The 16767-nt window shown below is 61.5% G+C and carries 21 protein-coding genes and 1 pseudogene; 13 read left to right on the top strand and 9 right to left on the bottom strand.

The window, feature by feature from the left end; all coding sequences use genetic code 11:
• Positions 1-85 precede the first annotated feature (85 nt).
• On the top strand, positions 86-589 hold the full coding sequence (locus NTD80_RS22775) for a DUF4142 domain-containing protein (RefSeq protein WP_065907683.1): 504 nt from the start codon (positions 86-88) through the stop codon (positions 587-589).
• A gap of 30 nt (positions 590-619) precedes the next feature.
• A complete protein-coding gene (locus tag NTD80_RS22780) occupies positions 620-1180 on the top strand; it encodes a type 1 glutamine amidotransferase domain-containing protein (protein WP_262135092.1) in 561 nt (186 codons plus the stop codon).
• Between the two features lie 61 nt (positions 1181-1241).
• On the opposite strand, the gene NTD80_RS22785 is transcribed toward NTD80_RS22780, so the two are convergent.
• On the bottom strand, positions 1242-1448 hold the full coding sequence (locus NTD80_RS22785) for a PLDc N-terminal domain-containing protein (protein WP_065907680.1): 207 nt from the start codon (positions 1446-1448) through the stop codon (positions 1242-1244).
• Between the two features lie 139 nt (positions 1449-1587).
• On the opposite strand from NTD80_RS22785, the gene NTD80_RS22790 reads away from it, so the two are divergent.
• The 4 genes and pseudogenes from NTD80_RS22790 (at position 1588) to NTD80_RS22805 (ending at position 3448) form a co-directional block, all read left to right on the top strand.
• Positions 1588-2145: an ATP-dependent Clp protease proteolytic subunit gene (locus tag NTD80_RS22790; protein WP_262135093.1), complete on the top strand. Its 558-nt coding sequence runs from the start codon at positions 1588-1590 to the stop codon at positions 2143-2145.
• A gap of 189 nt (positions 2146-2334) precedes the next feature.
• Positions 2335-2811 carry a hemerythrin domain-containing protein gene (locus NTD80_RS22795; protein ID WP_262135094.1) on the top strand — a complete coding sequence of 159 codons (477 nt, stop codon included), beginning with the start codon at positions 2335-2337 and terminating at the stop codon, positions 2809-2811.
• A gap of 170 nt (positions 2812-2981) precedes the next feature.
• Positions 2982-3089 (top strand): annotated as a pseudogene (locus NTD80_RS31440) (general stress protein); the annotation flags it as partial.
• An 80-nt stretch (positions 3090-3169) separates the two neighbouring features.
• Positions 3170-3448 (top strand): hypothetical protein, encoded by a 279-nt coding sequence (locus NTD80_RS22805; RefSeq protein WP_410017428.1) that lies wholly within the window; start codon positions 3170-3172, stop codon positions 3446-3448.
• Positions 3449-3452: 4 nt separating this feature from the next.
• Here NTD80_RS22805 and NTD80_RS22810 read toward each other — a convergent pair whose 3' ends face one another.
• Entirely contained in the window at positions 3453-4769 is a 1317-nt protein-coding gene (locus NTD80_RS22810) for an OprD family porin (protein WP_262135097.1), read from the bottom strand.
• Between the two features lie 203 nt (positions 4770-4972).
• Positions 4973-5368, bottom strand: a complete 396-nt coding sequence (locus NTD80_RS22815) for a winged helix-turn-helix transcriptional regulator (protein ID WP_065907670.1) — start codon at positions 5366-5368, stop codon at positions 4973-4975.
• A gap of 91 nt (positions 5369-5459) precedes the next feature.
• On the opposite strand from NTD80_RS22815, the gene NTD80_RS22820 reads away from it, so the two are divergent.
• Positions 5460-6362: an aromatic alcohol reductase gene (locus NTD80_RS22820; protein WP_262135098.1), complete on the top strand. Its 903-nt coding sequence runs from the start codon at positions 5460-5462 to the stop codon at positions 6360-6362.
• On the opposite strand, the gene NTD80_RS22825 is transcribed toward NTD80_RS22820, so the two are convergent.
• Both NTD80_RS22825 and NTD80_RS22830 read right to left on the bottom strand, forming a co-directional pair.
• Positions 6337-6882, bottom strand: a complete 546-nt coding sequence (locus NTD80_RS22825; RefSeq protein WP_262135099.1) for a putative natural product biosynthesis protein — start codon at positions 6880-6882, stop codon at positions 6337-6339. The genes NTD80_RS22820 and NTD80_RS22825 overlap by 26 nt on opposite strands.
• 62 nt (positions 6883-6944) lie before the next feature.
• Complete coding sequence (locus NTD80_RS22830; RefSeq protein ID WP_065907665.1) at positions 6945-7328, bottom strand: DUF2946 domain-containing protein; 384 nt, start codon at positions 7326-7328, stop codon at positions 6945-6947.
• Positions 7329-7492: 164 nt separating this feature from the next.
• On the opposite strand from NTD80_RS22830, the gene NTD80_RS22835 reads away from it, so the two are divergent.
• From NTD80_RS22835 to NTD80_RS22845, 3 genes are all read left to right on the top strand, one after another.
• Complete coding sequence (locus tag NTD80_RS22835; protein WP_065907664.1) at positions 7493-8098, top strand: SCO family protein; 606 nt, start codon at positions 7493-7495, stop codon at positions 8096-8098.
• Positions 8098-8565 (top strand): copper chaperone PCu(A)C, encoded by a 468-nt coding sequence (locus tag NTD80_RS22840; RefSeq protein WP_065907662.1) that lies wholly within the window; start codon positions 8098-8100, stop codon positions 8563-8565. Before NTD80_RS22835 ends, NTD80_RS22840 begins: the two co-directional genes overlap by 1 nt.
• Before the next feature lie 450 nt (positions 8566-9015).
• Positions 9016-10638 (top strand): argininosuccinate lyase, encoded by a 1623-nt coding sequence (locus NTD80_RS22845; protein WP_262135100.1) that lies wholly within the window; start codon positions 9016-9018, stop codon positions 10636-10638.
• Positions 10639-10670: 32 nt separating this feature from the next.
• On the opposite strand, the gene NTD80_RS22850 is transcribed toward NTD80_RS22845, so the two are convergent.
• Positions 10671-11885 carry a cation:dicarboxylate symporter family transporter gene (locus tag NTD80_RS22850; RefSeq protein ID WP_262135101.1) on the bottom strand — a complete coding sequence of 405 codons (1215 nt, stop codon included), beginning with the start codon at positions 11883-11885 and terminating at the stop codon, positions 10671-10673.
• 117 nt (positions 11886-12002) lie between these two features.
• On the opposite strand from NTD80_RS22850, the gene NTD80_RS22855 reads away from it, so the two are divergent.
• The gene (locus NTD80_RS22855) at positions 12003-12932 is read left to right on the top strand and encodes a LysR family transcriptional regulator (RefSeq protein ID WP_106803544.1); all 930 of its coding nucleotides are present in this window, start codon (positions 12003-12005) and stop codon (positions 12930-12932) included.
• 98 nt (positions 12933-13030) lie between these two features.
• Here NTD80_RS22855 and NTD80_RS22860 read toward each other — a convergent pair whose 3' ends face one another.
• Complete coding sequence (locus NTD80_RS22860) at positions 13031-13501, bottom strand: GNAT family N-acetyltransferase (protein WP_213553773.1); 471 nt, start codon at positions 13499-13501, stop codon at positions 13031-13033.
• A 175-nt stretch (positions 13502-13676) separates the two neighbouring features.
• On the opposite strand from NTD80_RS22860, the gene NTD80_RS22865 reads away from it, so the two are divergent.
• Positions 13677-14012 (top strand): hypothetical protein, encoded by a 336-nt coding sequence (locus NTD80_RS22865; protein ID WP_262135103.1) that lies wholly within the window; start codon positions 13677-13679, stop codon positions 14010-14012.
• Here NTD80_RS22865 and NTD80_RS22870 read toward each other — a convergent pair.
• Positions 14002-15615 (bottom strand): hybrid sensor histidine kinase/response regulator, encoded by a 1614-nt coding sequence (locus NTD80_RS22870; protein ID WP_262135104.1) that lies wholly within the window; start codon positions 15613-15615, stop codon positions 14002-14004. The two genes, NTD80_RS22865 and NTD80_RS22870, sit on opposite strands and share 11 nt — an antisense overlap.
• 114 nt (positions 15616-15729) lie before the next feature.
• Here NTD80_RS22870 and NTD80_RS22875 point away from each other — a divergent pair, with 114 nt between their 5' ends.
• A complete protein-coding gene (locus NTD80_RS22875; RefSeq protein ID WP_106803541.1) occupies positions 15730-16332 on the top strand; it encodes a LuxR C-terminal-related transcriptional regulator in 603 nt (200 codons plus the stop codon).
• Here the strand turns inward: NTD80_RS22875 and NTD80_RS22880 are convergent.
• Positions 16329-16763 carry a GNAT family N-acetyltransferase gene (locus NTD80_RS22880; RefSeq protein ID WP_262135105.1) on the bottom strand — a complete coding sequence of 145 codons (435 nt, stop codon included), beginning with the start codon at positions 16761-16763 and terminating at the stop codon, positions 16329-16331. The genes NTD80_RS22875 and NTD80_RS22880 overlap by 4 nt on opposite strands.
• Positions 16764-16767 lie beyond the last annotated feature (4 nt).

Genomic DNA, 16767 nt, shown 5'->3' on the forward strand with positions numbered 1-16767 from the left:
AAGCGCGAATTAATTTAAACCTTTTGCAGTCGGGCCGGCTCAACACTCAGGTAACGGCATCCCGCCATGTTCAAGGAGATCCACCATGACCACGCAACTGATCAAACAAATGGGCCTGACTTTCGTGCTGGTTGCCGGCTCGATTTCCACGGCCATGGCCGCGACGTCCAACAGCTTCGTAGAAGACGCGGCACAAGGCGGCATCACTGAAGTCGAGGCCGGAAAACTCGCCCTCGAAAAAAGCAGCTCGGCCGATGTGAAAACCTTTGCCCAGCACATGGTCACCGACCACACCAAGGCCAACCAGGAACTGGCAGCCCTGGCGAAAAAACTCGATATCGAAGTGCCGGACGATGCCGCGCTGACCGACAAGGCCAAGAAAGCCATCCTCGAACTGCGCGATGAATCGTTCGACAAGGCCTACGCCAACAACCAGGTGGCGGCCCATGAAAAAACTGTCGAACTGTTCCAGAAAGAAGCCGCTTCCTCGGACAACGCCGAGCTGAAAGCCTTCGCCACCAAGACCCTGCCGACCCTTGAAGCCCATTTGAAAATGGCCAAGGAACTGCAAGCCAAACACGACCATTAATCTACCCCTGACCCAAGGAGACACTCGACCATGAGCGCGCAACTCAACGGCAAGCACATCCTGATCATCACCTCCAACACCGGCATCGAGCGCGACGAGCTGGTCAAGCCGCTGGAAGCGCTGCGCGGGTTCGGCGCCACCGTAACCCATGCATCCAGCAAGGGCGGCACTACCCAGACGTTTGTCGGCGATACCGAGAAAGACAAGACGGTGGAATCCGACGTGCAACTGTCGGACGTGGCCAGCAGCGAATTCGATGCGCTGGTCATCCCCGGCGGCACCGTCAACGCCGACACCCTGCGCCAGGATGCAGCGGCGCTGCGGGTGATCAACGACTTCGTCAAGGCCGGCAAGACCGTGGCCGCGATCTGTCACGGCCCATGGGCGCTGATCGACGCCGGCGTGATCAAGGGCAAGACGCTGACCTCCTACAAAAGCGTGCGCATCGACCTGGAAAACGCCGGTGCGGCCGGCTGGGTGGATGCCGAGGTCAAGGAGTGCAAGGCCAATGGCTGGACCTTGATTACCTCGCGTACACCGGATGACTTGCCGGCATTCAACCAAGCCATCGCCAAGGCCCTGGCGGGTTGATAGCGATTGGCTGAAACGCAAACAGGCGCCTCTCGGCGCCTGTTTTTTTTACCTATGGACCTTAGCTTCTGCGCTGCTGCGCCATCTCTCGCTTGGGACCAAACATCGCCCAGGCAATCAGCCCCAACAGCGGCACGAAAATCAGCACTACCACCCACAGCCCCTTGGTCTCCCAGCCACCGGTGCTGCGCAATACGACGTTGATCGCCCACAATTCCAACAGCAGCAAAATCACCGCCAACGCGATCCAGATATATTCTATTTGCATGGTTCACCTCCTGAGGTCTATGCATTAGGTCAAGCATCTGGCCCGAGGGTTCCATCCGATTTGCACCCGGGCACATCGCGAGCAACCTTCTAGACTCAACCTCAGTCACCCCTCTTGCACTGAATTCCGGAGGTTCAGGATGACCGAGCATGTTATCCACTTTCATTGCCAGATCGACCAGGGCACCACCGAGCGTTTTCGCGACTGCTGCCTGGATGCGATCGACGAAGGCGCCAGTTCGCTGCTGCTGAACCTGTCGACCACCGGCGGCAGCACCAACTTCGGGTTTACCCTCTACACCTTCCTCAAGGCGCTGCCGGTGCCGCTCTGCGCGATCAACGCGGGCAATATCGAATCCATGGGCATCATCATGTTCCTGGCAGCGAACCGGCGTATCACCACGCCGCATTCACGCTTTCTGATCCATCCGATGAACTGGTACTTCAGCCAGAGTTCGGTGGACCACCAACGGCTGCGCGAGTACCTGTCGAGCCTGGATAACGACCTCGCCCGCTACGTGAAAATCTATGAACTGGAGACGTCCCAGGCCGACACCCAGCTGGATATCTTCAAGTGCCTGTCAGCCGAGGAAAAGGTCATTGCCGCGCACGAATCGCTCGCCTACAGAATTGCCCATGAGGTCAAGCAGGTGGTGTTCGCTGAAGACATCAAGCATTGGAAAGTCAGCGGCGGCTAGGGACGGCGTAATGCAACCCAAACCTTGCACGACCATGCAAGCTGCACGACCGCCATACTCACGCTCATGACATAAACGACTGATTAATAACGTATTTATAAATACGTTCAAGTTGGTATAACTGATGCACTACCTACCGGACGAGGCGCGCACTTCGACGCGCCCGCTTGCTATCCGTGAGGTTCCACCATGAATGCCATCGACCTTCTCAAGGCTGACCATGAACGCGTCAAGACGTTGCTGACCCAACTGAGCGAGTCCACCGAACGCGGCGTCAAGAAGCGCACCGAGCTGCTGGCCAAACTCGAGATGGAGATCAGCCTGCACACCAAGCTCGAGGAAGAGATCCTCTACCCGGCCTTCCGCAAAGCCGGCGGCAAGGAACAAGACATCATGTACCACGAAGCCAAGGAAGAGCACCGCACGGTCGACGCCCTGGTGCTGCCCGACCTGAAGCAGACCGAGCCATCCACCACCGAGTTCTCCGGGCGCGTCAAAGTGGTCAAGGAACTGCTGGAACACCACATCGAAGAAGAGGAAACCGAGATGTTCCCCCAGGCCAGAAAGCTGCTGGGCAAGGCAGTGCTGGAAGAACTCGGCGCTGAAATGGAAGCGATGAAAGCGGCGCACAAGAAATCCATGGGCGCCAAGCCGCTCGCGGCGTGACGTCCATTCGTCGCATGGCGGCGAACTTTTTCAAACTTTGCTTTCGGTTGAGTATTCCCAATTAAGCGACACCATTGATTCACTCATTGATGAGGGATTTGAAAATGGCTACCAGCGGAAAAACCACCACGGGTGCAGGCGGCAAAGCCAAGCACGACACGCAGAAAAAAAGCGGCGGTCAAGGTTCGGGCGGCAACTTTGCCAATGACCGCGAAAAGGCTTCTGAAGCCGGCAAAAAAGGCGGGGCGCACAGCTCCGGCGGCGGCAAGAAGTCTTGATTGAAGCAGTACTGGAGCCCGGATTTTTCGGGCTTCAGTCATGATCAGAGCAACAAGGGGATCGCGTCATGAAGACCAGAATGTCCCAAAGGATTTTGCTTATCGTCGGCCTGTCGGCCCTGCTGGTCAGTCCGGCCTTCGCCGCCTTCGGCGATGACACCGCGCCATCACCGAATACGCTGAGCGACAGCAGCGCCGCCGGCTCCGCCCTGCCTCCGGGCACCTACCCCAGCAGCCCCTCAGACAGCGACAAAAAAACTGAGACTGCTCCCAAGGAAAAAGCCTCGCCGAGCCCTGCGCCGCACAAACAGCCCAGCAGCAAGGCGACGAAAAAGAAAACCGCGCATACCGGCAGTTGACGCTTTACATCAGCGGGATGCTGTAGCTGACAATCAGGCGCGTTTCATCTTTGTCTGCGGTGTCATTCCCGCGCAGCACCGCACTGCGCCAGGTAAACCCCAAGCCCTTCAACGTGCCGTTGGGAATCACATAATCCAGGCGCAGGTCGCGTTCCCATTCGCTGTTATCGCGGCCTGCGGTACGGATATGGCTGCCGTGAATATAGGTCACGCTGGAACGCAGGCCAGGAATGCCCAGGCCGGCAAAGTCATAGGCATAGCTGCCCACCGTCGCCTGCTCGCCGGCATTCACGAACTTGAGTGACTGCGAATTGGTGATCAGGTAGAGCGAGCGGCCCTGACCTTGGTTGATATGCGGGAAGTCACTTTCGCCCGTGGTTTTCTGGTAGCCAAGGCTCAACGCGTGCCCGCTCAGACCATAGGTGAACAGTGCGCTCCACAAGCGGTTGTCGACCTTGCCTGTGTTGATGCCCGGCGCGTAGTAACCCGAGCTGACATACCCTTCGTTGCGCCCCGCCGCGCTGCCATTCTTGCCATCAGCGGTGCTGTAGAAATAGCGCAGGTCGCTCTTGAACTGCCCCACCGGCAACTGCCAGTTGTGCACCAGGCCGAGGAAGTGCTGCTGGTAGAAATTCTCCAGGTTGGCGTAGTAGTACTGCAGCTGCAGCTGCTTGGTGACGCTGTAATCAACCCCGCCGTAATAGAACTGGTTGCTGGACTTGCCTTTGATTGGGTCATTGGCGCCGGCAATCGACATGCCCTGGCCGTTGCTGGAATTGCGGTCGACAACCTGCTCAAGCTTGCCGGCCACCAGGTTGAAATCCTTGAAGTCCTTGGAATCCAGCTGATAGCCACGAAAGGTCTGGGGCAGCAGGCGCCCGTCTTCGGTGGTCAGCACCGGCAGCTTGGGCATCAGGCTGCCGACTTTCAGTTGAGTCTGGGCGATGCGCATTTTGCCGGTGACGCCAGTCTTGCTGAAGTCATGTGCAGCCTTGCCGTCGTCCAGGGGGAAAACGCTGCCAGGGGTGTTGTCTGCACCGGCCTTGCCGGCGCGGCCCGACGCATCCAGGCGCAGGCCATACCATTGTTGCAGGTCCAGGCCCAGGCCGACCACGCCCTCGGTGAAGCCGGACTGGTAGTTGAACATGAAGGCCTGGCCCCACTCCTTGTCCGAGGCGCCCCTGGCATTGCGGGTGTCCTGGTTGTAATAGAAATTGCGCAGGTCGAGGCTGGCTTTGCTGTCATCGATAAAACCGGCGGCAGCCGCCTGCTGCGCCGCGCCGATGGACACGGCGAGCGCCAGGCAAGTGGTGTGCTTCATGAAGGCTCCGAGAAGTGATTGAGGCGACCCCGTCACGGCCCAACCCTGTTCTTTGTCAGTCGGGTCGGTGCCGCATTCCACGGGAGCGCGCACGGTATAGAGTTGAGCGGCACAGAAACAGCCGCCAAAATCGCCAATCACTTTTTCAGTTTGCGTAACAATCCAGGCCTGCCTCCGCTCGCGTCTGCCCGGCTGTTTCCCGATCAAGCCTGATCAAACTGCTCCCGCGCCTGGCGAAACGCCTCGCCGTTTTCCACCACCCAGGTCCACAGCGGAATCATGTGCACCAACAACTGCGTGCCGAGGGGCGACAGCGCGTATTCGACCCTTGGCGGCACTTCCTGAAAGTCATGGCGCAGCACCAGGCCGTCGCGTTCCAACTGGCGCAAGGTGCGAGTCAACATGCGCTGGGTGACGCCCGTCATACGTCGACCGATCTCGGCATGGCGCAGGCGACCGGACACACCGAGCACGTGCACGATGCCCAATGACCAGCGGTTGCCGGCGTGGCTCAACACCTCGCGCTTGAGGCCGTCATCGTCGGCGCTGAGGGCGTCGCAGGCGGCCTGCGAGCGGCGGATGATTTCGTCGTTATCCATGGGGGGCTCTCGGTATCACGCGTGTGCCTTCTTATGCGCGGCGTTTAATTCTGCAAGCATGCCACGACTTTCACTGTTGACGGAGAACCCTATGACTTCCCCTTCCATCCTGGTGCTCGGTGCCGGTGAACTGGGCATGGCCGTGCTGCGCGAACTGGTCGCCCTGGCGCCGCAGGGCACCCGCATCGCCGTGCTGTTGCGTGCGCAGTCGGCTACCGCGAATGGCTTGAGTGAGCTGGGCGTCGAGCCATTGGCCGGCGATCTGCAGAACGATAGCCAGGACACGCTCGCCGCGCTGTTCGCGCCGTTCGACACGGTGATCAGTTGCATCGGATTTGCCGCAGGCCCAGGCACCCAACGCAAGTTGGCACAGGCGGCGATCCGCAGTGGGGTCAAGCGCTATGTGCCGTGGCAATTTGGCGTGGACTACGACGTGATCGGCCGTGGCAGCCCGCAGGACCTGTTCGACGAGCAACTGGACGTGCGCGATCTGCTGCGCGCCCAACAGACCACCCAGTGGCTGATCATCTCCACCGGGATGTTCACCAGCTTTCTGTTCGAGCCGTCGTTTGGCGTGGTCGACCTCACGCAAAACACCGTGCATGCCCTGGGCGACTGGGACACAGCCGTCACCGTCACCACGCCCGAGGACATCGGCCGGTTGACGGCGCAGATCGTGCTCGCTGAACCCGCCATCGCCAACCAGGTGGTGTACACCGCTGGCGACACCCTGACTTACGGGCAGTTGGCCGACACCGTCGACGCCGCCTTGGGCATCCAGCTCCAGCGCGAACCCTGGTCGGTGTCGGCGCTACTGGCCGACCTCGCCAGCAGCCCCGACGACAACCTGAAGAAGTACCGCGCGGTGTTCGCCCAGGGCAACGGCGTGGCCTGGGACCCCGCCGTCACGTTCAACGCCCGGCACGGCATCGCCGTGACCGACGTCGACGCGTGGATTCGCCAGCACCTTACGGCACCGGCAACCAGCCGCTGAATTCGCCCCGCGTGCCCAATGAGCCCCAGACAAAGTCCCCCGCCGGCTCCGGCGTGCGCGGTGGCTCGACGGTCGCTCGCGGGGTGCCCTTCCACTCCAGTACGGTCGAACCTTGCCAGGCCAGGATCACACCCTGTGCCGGGCTGTCGTCGGTATTGATCCAGCGCGCTGCGGCGGCGGCCATGAAGGCTTCGATCGGCTCATCGTCGATCTGCGTGCGATACGGCGAGCCCAGCAGCCAGCGACCGATGTTCAGGTGATAGGTCCAGTCCTGCGCCGGCTGGTTGCGGTAAGCCCAGGTCATGAAGCTGCGAAACAGGTTCAGGCCCTCGGGTGGGTCGAGCTTGAGCAGCGCCGGGCAGATGTCGAACACGCTGTGCCAATACGGCAACAGGCGCGCATCCAGGTGTACGAAACAACGGGAATTGCTCGGGTAGTCAGGCTGCACAGGTTCCGCGCGCAGGCGACGCGACGCCTTGCGCACCAGGCGGCTGGCGCCGGCAGGCAACAGGTGGTTCATGAAACGCACTCTCAGTCGTGACGATAGAACGCCCCCTGGTTGCAGGGAGCCCAAGGCACACGTCAGAAAGTCGGGGAAGCGCGGGGGTTGGCCGAGGGCCAGGAATAACGCGGTGGCGCCTTGTTGCGCCGCTCATGCGCCGGACGCGGGGTTTGCGCCAGGCCCAACAGCCAGGCGAGACCGATCAGGAACACCAGCGCAACGGTGACGGCGTTGCACACCGGGCAGGCAAAGTAGTTCGAGATGTTGCTGGAAGACGGGCTGCCCAACCCTTTGTCGGAAAGTGGCGCCTGGCTACCGTCCACCGAACAGAACGCCCCGCCGATCCCGTTGAGTTGCTGGCCGAGCATCTGGCCATGCCCCAAACCGCACGCGAACAGGTTCATCAGCACGCAGAAGTACAGGGTCCAGACGATCAGCGGACGGGCGGGATGGCTCGATTTCATGGCGGCGACTCTACCATCAGAGCCGCACAAGGATGAAGCACGGCATGCCCCTGTGGCAGAACGTCGCAGATTACGTGCGCTTCCCAGGGTTGGTAGACTTGGCGCCCTCAAAGCCTGATGTGTAGATCCAGAGCAATGCAGGCGTTTCACAGGATGCACAGTTGATGAGTACGTTATTTACCCGCCGCAAGGTCCTGACCGGCATGGGCCTGCTGGGTCTGGGCCTGCTGGCCGGTTGTGACAACAGCCCCAGGTTGAACTTCAAGTACGGCAAGGACTTGAGCGACAAGATCATGGGCCGCACCTTCAAGCTCAAGAACACCGAGGGCGACACCGTCACCCTCAGCTCCTACCGTGGCCTGATGCCGGTGGTGTTCTTCGGCTTCACCCAGTGCCCGGCCGTGTGCCCGACCACCCTCGCCCGCGCCGCCCAGGCCAAGAAGCTGATGGGCCGCGACGGCGAGATCATGCAGGTGATCTTTATCACCCTGGACCCGGAGCGCGACACCCCGGAGATTCTCGACAAGTACGTAAAAGCCTTCGACCCCAGCTTCGAAGCGCTGTATGGCACTCCGGAAGAAATCGCCGTGGCCGCCAAGGAGTTCGGGATCTTTTATGAAAAGATCCCCGCCGGCGACACCTACACGCTGTCTCACACGGCCACCAGTTTCGTGTTCGACACACGCGGCAACCTGCGCCTGGGCCTGCAGGCATCCCTTAACGCTAAAGAGTGCGCAGAAGACCTGCTCACCGTCATGGAGGTCTGCTAATGACTGCCGTTCAACACCTCAAGCGCACCCTGATCGGCCTGTCCCTGCTGGGCCTCGCAGCGCACGCCAGCGCCCAGGTACTGGTCACCGACGCATGGGTACGCGCCTCGGTGCCGGGCCAGCCGTCCAGCGGCGCGTTCATGACCCTGACCGCCGACAGCGACAGCCAGTTGCTGAGCGTCGCAACGCCTGCGGCCAAGGACGTGCAGATCCATGAAATGAGCATGAAGGATGACGTGATGCGCATGGGCCCGGTGGATTCCGTCGCCCTGCCGGCGGGCAAGGCCGTCAAGCTCGATCCGGATGGTTATCACGTGATGCTGATGGGCCTGACCAGCCAGATCAAGGAAGGCGACCAGGTGCCGCTGACCCTCACGGTGAAAAACGCCAAGGGTGAGAAACAAGCCATTGAAGTCAAGGCCACCGCACGCGGCCTGGATGGGATGGACCATAGCAAGATGCATTGATCTGTTGCCGCTGGGATTTCTGGACAGCACCAGGTTTTTGTGGCGAGCGGGCTTGCCCCGCGTTGGGTTGCGCAGCAGCCCTGAAACCTGACAACCCAAATCCACCTGAAGAACCGCAGTGCATGCCTGGGGCCGCTGCGCGCCCCAACGCGGGGCAAGCCCGCTCACCACAATAGCCCCCGCTCACCACAACGATCTTATTCAACACAACAGCCCCCCACTCACCACAACAATCTTATTCAACACAGCAGCCCTCTCCCTACAACAACCTCATTCACCACAACAACCCCCCTTCATTCCCCGCAAACCCTCGCAACGCCATACCTAAAACCTCTGCCTTCAACACTTACTATATATTTTCAATCTGCAAACAGACCCGATAGCCTGATCCTGCCGCCTGTGCCCTGCGCCCGGCTGGCCCCCAATTCCAAAAATAAATCGGGTACTCCTGTGAACACATCCCCCCGCGCCCTGAAAAGCCTGCTGCCTCTGGCGGTGGCCTTCGCCCTCTTCAACAGCTTCGGCGCCCAGGCGGCCAACACCGGCGAATTGCCGTGTACCACCACCGAACAATGCGCGGCCCAGGCGGCGAAAGTCGGCGCCACGCCCGACAGCTCGCAAACCGAACACAAGGCCAAGGCCGATCCGACCCAGACGCAATTCGCCTGGCTGAATCGCATCAACAAAGCCTCGATCGTGATGCTCACCGAAGAAGGCATCGTCAAGCCGGACATGGGCCAGAAGATCGCCGGCGGTGTGCGCTACGCCATTGCCCAGGCCGATCAGCCCGGCGGCACGCGCCCCAGCGACGTGCTGCAACTGGAAAAGATCATGACCGACAAGATCGGTCCCGAGGCCTCGCTGATCCACTCCGGGCGCAGCCGCCAGGACATGCTCGCTACCTACCGCCTGGCCGCGTTGCGCAGCCAGGTGCTGGCCTACAGCGAGGCACTCAACGCCACGCGCCTGCGCCTGCTGAACATTGCCGACAAGAACGTCGACACCCTGGTGCCCGCCTACACCAACGGCGTGCAGGCCATGCCGATCAGCTATGCCCACTACCTGCTGGCCTTCGAAGCCGCGTTTGACCGCGATGGCCAGCGCATCCGCGAACTGTACGCACGCTTGAACAAGAGCCCGATGGGCACCGCAGTGTTGGCAAACTCGGCCTACCCGCTGAACCGCGAGCGCCTGGCCGAACTGCTGGGGTTTGATGGCGTGCGCGAGAACTCGCTGGATTCGAGCCAGGTGTCGACCTACGACATCCCGATCGAAGCAGCCAACCTGGCGTCCTCCTCGGCGATTCGCGTCGGCGCCATGATCGGCGACATCCACACCCAGTATCACCAGATCCGCCCGTGGCTGCTGCTCGATGAAGAGGCCACCTATACCAGCAGCGCCATGCCGCAAAAACGCAACCCAGGCTTGCTGATGCGGGCGCGGGAGACCGCCTCGGACGTGGTCGGCCTGGCCCAGGCCGTGACCTTGCGCGCGCATAACGTCACCACCGGCATGACCGACTACAAGTTCGCGTTCGACTCACTGGGCGTGTTCCGCTCGACCAAGGAGATGTTCCAGGCCATGGACGCAGTGCTCGACGCGCTGCAGATCAACCCACAGCGGGCCCTGGAAGAACTGGAATCGGAGTGGACCACGTCGATGGAGCTGGCCGACACCCTGGAGCGTCAATACAAGGTGCCGTTCCGTATTGGTCACAGCTTTGCCTCGCTGATCGTCACCGAAGCACGCAGCAACGGCACCACGCCGAAGACCTTCGCCTACGCCGATGCACAAAAGCTGTATAGCCAGGCGGCGGACAAGTACAAGTGGACTCCCAACACCTTGCCGCTGGACGAGGCCGGTTTTCGCGCGGCGTTGTCGCCGACTACCATGGTCCAAACCCGCAAAGGCACCGGCGGCCCGCAGCCGCAGGAGGTCAAGCGCATGCTGGTGGAGGCGCGCAAGACGCTGGAAGCGGATCAGCAGTGGCTGAAGGAGCGGCGTGAGAAGCTGCAAAGTGCAGAAGGCAACCTCGACAAGGCCTTCGACAAACTGGCCAATACCAAAGGCTGACCCCTCACCAGCAGGAGTCGGCTTGCCGGCTCCTACTGGGTGGGCAGTGCCTGTTTCAACACCTCACGATCAATCGACTTCTGCCACCCGCAAATCGCCAGGCACGCCACGCAATTGCCCAGCACATTGGTCAGCGAGCGGCACTTCATCAAGCGCTCCACTCCCAACAGCAGGCCCACTCCTTCCAGAGGGACCAGTTGCAGGATGTTCAAAGTGGCGATCAAAGTGAACAGCGCCGACCCCGCCACACTGGTGGAACCCAGTGACGTCACCAGGCAGATCACCAGCACCGCGAGCAGCTCCGGCAGGGCAATCTCGACCCCGGCCATATGCGCCAGGAACATGATTGCGGTAGTCAGGTACAGGTTGGTCCCGGCCAGGTTGAAGGTGTAGCCGGTGGTCAACACCAGGCGCACTAATTGGCGATCGCAGCCCAGGGCTTCGAGTTTATCCACGCAACCGGGAAGTGCCGCCACGGAAGAACCGGTGAATGTCACCAGCAATAACTCTTCTTTCAAATAACCAATCAAACGTGTGAGCTTTATTCCAACTAAACGCGTAATAAAGGCCAATACCACGACCACAAATAACGCACTCACCAGGTATATAACCAGGACGAACTTCAACAGCGGCAAGACCGAACTAACCCCATATTTACCCACCACAAACGCCATCGCCCCAAACGCCGCCAGCGGGGCAAACTTCAAGATTATCCGCAGTACGAAAAACACCCCTTGGACGCCCGCCTCCAGCCAGCCCAGGCAGCGATTGCCGAGGCTGCTGCCGCGCCCCAGCAGCAGCCCGCAGAGCACGGCGGCGAACATCACTTGCAGCACCAGGCTCTGGGTAAACACGCGGTACAACGTGGAGGACGCCGACAGCAGCGACAGTTCATGCAGGAAGCTTTCGGGTGGTAACGGCGGCGTCGAGACCGCGCTGGGCTCGAGGTTGAACACCCAGCCCGTGGCCATGCCCAGCATCAGCGCGGCACACGACATCAACTGGAAATACACAATGATGCGCCCTACGACATGGCGGTGCTGCGGCGCGCGCTTGATGCCGGCAACACCGGTGGACACCAATACAAACAACAGGAACGGCATCAATAAGCCGACGCACTTGATGAAACCATCACTCAACACTTTCATTTCAACCGCCAGGCTCGGAGACACCAGGCCCAGCGTCATGCCAAGTGCGATGGCAATCAAAATAGGCAGGGTGGCGTTCTTGGCGTATCGGGTCGGCATCGGTACTCCAGCCTGTTTTTATTTATTGTTATTGTCGCTGCGCGCCGCTTTCGGCATATTGGGCGCCTGGCCGCTGCCGGCCGCAAATAATAAAGTCTTGTCACGGGATATACCACCATGGAACTTCGCCATTTACGCTATTTCATCATGGTGGCTGAAGAGCGACATTTCACCCGTGCCGCTGCGCGCCTGAACATGCAGCAACCGCCCCTCAGCCAGCAGATCCGCGCGCTCGAGCAAGAGCTGGGCTTCGACCTGTTCAAGCGCCACCCCAAGGGCGTCGACCTGACGGCCGGTGGCCTGGTGTTTCTCGATGAAGCGCGGATCATCCTCGCCCGTGTCGAACAAGGCTCGCTCAAGGCGTCCCGCGCCGCCCAGGGCATCGAGGGCACGCTGGTGATCGGCTTCACCAGCTCCGCCGCCGCCCACCCGCTGATCCCCCGGATCATCCGCGCGTACCGCGAGCGCTACCCCGGCGTGGAACTGTCGATCAACGAAGGCAGCGCCCGGGAAGTGACCGAGGACAGCGTCGAAAAGCGCATCGACATCGGCATCCTCCGCGCGCCGGTCAGCACTCACCAAAGCCTGACTTTCCACCGCCTGCTCAACGAAGAAATGCTGCTGGCGCTGCCCACCGGCCACCCATTGCTGAAAGCCCCCGGCACCGACATCGCGCTCGACGCGCTCAAGGATGAACGCTTCATCCTCGTGCGCCGCCCCGGCGCGCCCGGCATGTACGCCAACCTGATCAAGGCCTGCCAGAACGGCGGCTTCGAACCGAAAATCGCCTTTGAAGTGGAACGAATGCTCACCAACCTCAGCCTGGTGGCCGCCGGCGAAGGCATCTCGGTAGTCCCTGCGTCGATGCGCGACGTACACCGCGAAAGCGTGGTGTATTGCCGGATCAAGGACGCGCGGCCGAAGCTGCTGGCGCCGATTACCCTGGTGCGGCGCACATTCAATCCATCGGCGCCGCTGCAGAACTTTATCGGGCTGGCGCGGGAATTGGCCGGGGTGTATCGCAAGCAGGCGCTCAATCCACACTAAACAGCGTTGCACCTACCTGGCGCGGCACGTAATAGACATAGATAGCGGTCGGTCATCCGGCTTGCTTGCCGGCAAGCCGCCCCCGACAAAGTGTGGTGTCAGGGGCTGAGCTGTTTGGTCATCGGGATACATGCCAGCTGCAAACCGGACGGCGAATGGTAAATCGCCTGCTCGTCCCCCACGTACCCACACGCCCGATAGAAACTCGCCGCATTCAACGTCGAGTCCAGGACCAATGCGGTCATGTCGAGCTCGCGTGCCAAGTCTTCCAGAAACGCCAGCATCGCCTTGCCATAACCGTGGCCGGTGTAATCGGGCAACACGAACAGCGCGCCCACTTCGTTATTGCGCGGGTCGAGCATTCCGGTGGCTACCGCCTCGCCGTTGACCCAGCCCAGGTAAAACGGTTGATCCATCAGGGCGTCGTAGCCGTCCTCGGCTTTTCCCCGCGTCCACAGCAGCATTTGCTCGCACGTATAGGCGCCGATGCATTGGCTGCGAATGGCCCGCAAGCGGATGTCGAACGCCACCTGGGCGTGCTCCGGGGTCGCGCGTTGTATCTCCAGCATGTGCATCTCCCTGCATGAAATCATCGTGCCACTAGCACACTTGTGCTAATCGACCGCTTCCCCCGGCGGCGCTATATTCGCCGCCACTTCCAACGTTCCCCAGGCACCGCGCATTCATTGCGCGCGGGTTCGTTGTGCGTTGGAAAAACCATAACAACCCCAAGGAAGAATCACCATGAAACTGCACGCCCCCATTATCCGTCTCACCCTGCTCGGCGCCCTGATCATCGGCGTCGCCGGCTGCAGCAACGTCAAGCCCAGCGAAGACCACCTCAAGACCCTGTCGGAAACCAACCTGGGCGAACCGGTCAAGCGTATTTCCAATGTGCGCAGCGATTCGATGACCACCTACTACATCGCCAGCGCTGCCTCCGGCGAGTACAACTGCTCGGTGCCCAGCGGCGCCAGCGGTGGCTTGTTCACGGTGGCCAGTTTTGGCTTGATGAAGCCCGCCGCTTACTGCCAGCCCAAGGGCGCACGCGGCAACGCACTGCAAGGGTTCACCCAGTAACCGTCTCCTGGCTCAAGTCCCGCAGGGTGCCGCGCAGTTCAGCGGGACGCACGGGCTTGGAGAGAATGGCGATCTGACGGTCGTGCAAGGCGGCCTGGATTTTCTCCACATCGTGCCCGGTGAGAATCAGGGCCGGGACCGCCCAGCCGCGTTGCTCGCGCAGGGCATCGATGCATTCGATGCCGGTGGCATGATTCCCCAGGTCGTAGTCGGCGACGATGATGTCGCAATCGCTGACCAGGTCGCGTCCCGATGATTCGGCCTGGACCACGCAGCCCCAACGCTCCAGCAGCGCCTGGGTGGCGAGCAGGACGTTGTGATCATCTTCCACCAGGCACACTTTCAAACCGGTCAGCAGGCCCGCCTGGCGTGTTTCGTCGCGGGCGGCCGGTGCACGCGGTGCGGTGGCGAGGGTCAGGCCGTAGAGGCTCACGGACGTGCCATGGCCAACCCGTGAACGCAGGCTCACGTGTACCCCCATCAACTGCCCCAGGCGCTTGACGATGGATAGCCCAAGGCCGACGCCTTCGACGTCTTTGTCACGCAGGTGGCGTACCCGATAAAACTCTTCGAAGACCTTTGACAGATGCTCCTCGGCAATCCCCCGACCCCGGTCATGCACCTCCACCGCCAAGCCACCGTCACGAATGCGCACGCCAATCAACACGGGACGGTGCGCACCGTATTTGAAGCAGTTGGACAGTACGTTCTGCACCATGGTCGCCAACAGCGCCGGGTCGACCAGCACCCAGTATGCGCAAGGCCGCAGGCGCAATTCCACGCCGGCCCAACGCGCCGCCTCGGCGTTCTGGCGCACCAGATCAGCGAGGAATTCACCCAGGTGGATCGCCTGGTATTTGGGCAACAGGCGGCCGTTGTCGAGGGTGTAGAGGTCGAGGATCGAGCGGAACAACTGCGACACGTTGAGCAGCGAACGGTCGATGTTGTCCACCAGCCGCCGCTCTTCATCGCCGAGCCTGGCTTCGCGCAGGCACGCAGTGAACAGGCCGATGGAGTGGATGGGCTGGCGCAGGTCATGACTGGCCTGGGCCAGGAACCGGGACTTTTCCAGGTTGGCTGCGATGGCTTGTTCGGACGCCTTGCGCGTGCGCTCCAGGAGGATATGCGCGTACACCGGGATCACCGTGCTGGTGATCATCAGCATCAGCACCATGAAGGGCTGCGCCTGCCATACCGGCGTGAGCCGGTACACCACCAACAGCGCCAGCAACGCCAATGCCGTGGCAATCGCCAGGTAGCGCGAGCCATAGCGCATGCCGTTGCCCAGGTTGACCCACACCATCACCGCATACAGCGGCAACGCCGCTTCACCGCCGATGATCATGCCGAACGAGGTGCCGGTGTAGTCGTGGAGCATGCCGAAAATCCGCCGCGCCGGGTAATGCCCGGGCCACCGCGCGATGACCTGGCGCAAGACGATGGAGGCCAGCAGGAACAGCACGATGTACAGGATTACCGGCAGGTAGGTGTCCAGCGACTGTCCGGGCAGGAAGCCCAGCGCGCCGATATACACGATAGCAATGGCGGCCACCACGATGCGCAGGTTGGCCTGGTCGAGTTCGGAGTTGGTCTCAAGACTCATGGGGTACGTCCTTGTGCGGCAGTCAACAAATCCATCATGCACCCCGGGCAGACCCTGGGCGCGGTGGTAAGGTAGCATGCCAGCGCACAACCTTGGCCCAGGGAGGAGCACGCCATGACCGATCGCATCATCATCGCCGACGACCATCCGATGTTCCGTGAAGGCATGCGGCGCACCGTACAGCGCTTGCTGCCCGAAGCCGTGGTGCAAGAGGCCGGCGACCTGGACACGGTGCTCGCGCTGATCGGCGACGGCCACGACGTCGATACGCTGATCCTCGACCTGCGCTTTCCCGGCCTGACCTGCATGAGCCAGCTGGTCGAGCTGCGCCAGCGACTGCGGCGCACCACCCTGGTCGTGGTGTCGATGGTCGATGACCCGGCGCTGATCGATCAAGTGATGGCCCTGGGCGCCGACGGGTTTATCGGCAAGAACATCGCCCCCGACGAGATCGGCCAGGCGCTGCTGGCGATCCGCGAAGGCGAGGTGCTGGTCAAGTTCGCGCCCTCCGGCCTGTTGCCCCTCGACACCCACACCCTCACCACCCGCCAGCAGGAAGTGCTGCGCCTGATCGCCCAGGGCAAGACCAACAAGGAAATCGCCAAGGCCCTGGATATCTCGCCGTTTACCGTGCGCATCCATGTGTCGTCGCTGCTGCGCACCTTGGATGTACCCTCGCGGGCAGCGGCAGCGGTGAAGTATTCCGGCGAGTTCTAGGCGTTTTCATTGCCCGCGCGCGTGAAGGAATACCGGTCGATATCGGTACGCAGTTTCCAGCCCTGGCCTTGCCAATACTGGGCGGCGTGGGTGTTGGTCTTGAACACGTCGAGGTGGCATTTGTGGATACCCAACTGTTCCAGCGCCTCAAGGCAGCGCCGGGTCAACGCCTGCGCGAGGCCCTGGCGACGGTAGTCCGGCAGCACCAGCAAGTGCTGCAGATACCCGCGACGCCCGTCGTGGCCGCACATGACGCACGCGATCAATTGGCCTTCGATTTGCGCGACAAAACTCATCCCGGGGTTGCGCGCCAGGTAGCGCTCGGTGGCCTCGCGGGAGTCGGCATCACGCAGGGAGATGCCGGGGGTGTTTTGCATGAGGGTCAGCACGGCGTCGTAGTCGGACGCGGTCATGACGCGAATGTCAGGCATGGCG

The sequence above is a fragment of the Pseudomonas sp. 13B_2.1_Bac1 genome, from assembly GCF_025466155.1.
GTDB classification, from domain to species: Bacteria; Pseudomonadota; Gammaproteobacteria; order Pseudomonadales; family Pseudomonadaceae; genus Aquipseudomonas; species Aquipseudomonas aylmerensis.

Excerpts from the sequence above, each read along its gene's own strand:
- NTD80_RS22775 (WP_065907683.1), top strand. The coding sequence starts at position 86 with ATGACCACGCAACTGATCAAACAAATGGGCCTGACTTTCGTGCTGGTT.
- NTD80_RS22780 (WP_262135092.1), top strand. The coding sequence starts at position 620 with ATGAGCGCGCAACTCAACGGCAAGCACATCCTGATCATCACCTCCAAC.
- NTD80_RS22785 (WP_065907680.1), bottom strand. The coding sequence starts at position 1,448 with ATGCAAATAGAATATATCTGGATCGCGTTGGCGGTGATTTTGCTGCTG.
- NTD80_RS22790 (WP_262135093.1), top strand. The coding sequence starts at position 1,588 with ATGACCGAGCATGTTATCCACTTTCATTGCCAGATCGACCAGGGCACC.
- NTD80_RS22795 (WP_262135094.1), top strand. The coding sequence starts at position 2,335 with ATGAATGCCATCGACCTTCTCAAGGCTGACCATGAACGCGTCAAGACG.
- NTD80_RS22805 (WP_410017428.1), top strand. The coding sequence starts at position 3,170 with ATGTCCCAAAGGATTTTGCTTATCGTCGGCCTGTCGGCCCTGCTGGTC.
- NTD80_RS22810 (WP_262135097.1), bottom strand. The coding sequence starts at position 4,769 with ATGAAGCACACCACTTGCCTGGCGCTCGCCGTGTCCATCGGCGCGGCG.
- NTD80_RS22815 (WP_065907670.1), bottom strand. The coding sequence starts at position 5,368 with ATGGATAACGACGAAATCATCCGCCGCTCGCAGGCCGCCTGCGACGCC.
- NTD80_RS22820 (WP_262135098.1), top strand. The coding sequence starts at position 5,460 with ATGACTTCCCCTTCCATCCTGGTGCTCGGTGCCGGTGAACTGGGCATG.
- NTD80_RS22825 (WP_262135099.1), bottom strand. The coding sequence starts at position 6,882 with ATGAACCACCTGTTGCCTGCCGGCGCCAGCCGCCTGGTGCGCAAGGCG.
- NTD80_RS22830 (WP_065907665.1), bottom strand. The coding sequence starts at position 7,328 with ATGAAATCGAGCCATCCCGCCCGTCCGCTGATCGTCTGGACCCTGTAC.
- NTD80_RS22835 (WP_065907664.1), top strand. The coding sequence starts at position 7,493 with ATGAGTACGTTATTTACCCGCCGCAAGGTCCTGACCGGCATGGGCCTG.
- NTD80_RS22840 (WP_065907662.1), top strand. The coding sequence starts at position 8,098 with ATGACTGCCGTTCAACACCTCAAGCGCACCCTGATCGGCCTGTCCCTG.
- NTD80_RS22850 (WP_262135101.1), bottom strand. The coding sequence starts at position 11,885 with ATGCCGACCCGATACGCCAAGAACGCCACCCTGCCTATTTTGATTGCC.
- NTD80_RS22855 (WP_106803544.1), top strand. The coding sequence starts at position 12,003 with ATGGAACTTCGCCATTTACGCTATTTCATCATGGTGGCTGAAGAGCGA.
- NTD80_RS22860 (WP_213553773.1), bottom strand. The coding sequence starts at position 13,501 with ATGCTGGAGATACAACGCGCGACCCCGGAGCACGCCCAGGTGGCGTTC.
- NTD80_RS22865 (WP_262135103.1), top strand. The coding sequence starts at position 13,677 with ATGAAACTGCACGCCCCCATTATCCGTCTCACCCTGCTCGGCGCCCTG.
- NTD80_RS22870 (WP_262135104.1), bottom strand. The coding sequence starts at position 15,615 with ATGAGTCTTGAGACCAACTCCGAACTCGACCAGGCCAACCTGCGCATC.
- NTD80_RS22875 (WP_106803541.1), top strand. The coding sequence starts at position 15,730 with ATGACCGATCGCATCATCATCGCCGACGACCATCCGATGTTCCGTGAA.
- NTD80_RS22880 (WP_262135105.1), bottom strand. The coding sequence starts at position 16,763 with ATGCCTGACATTCGCGTCATGACCGCGTCCGACTACGACGCCGTGCTG.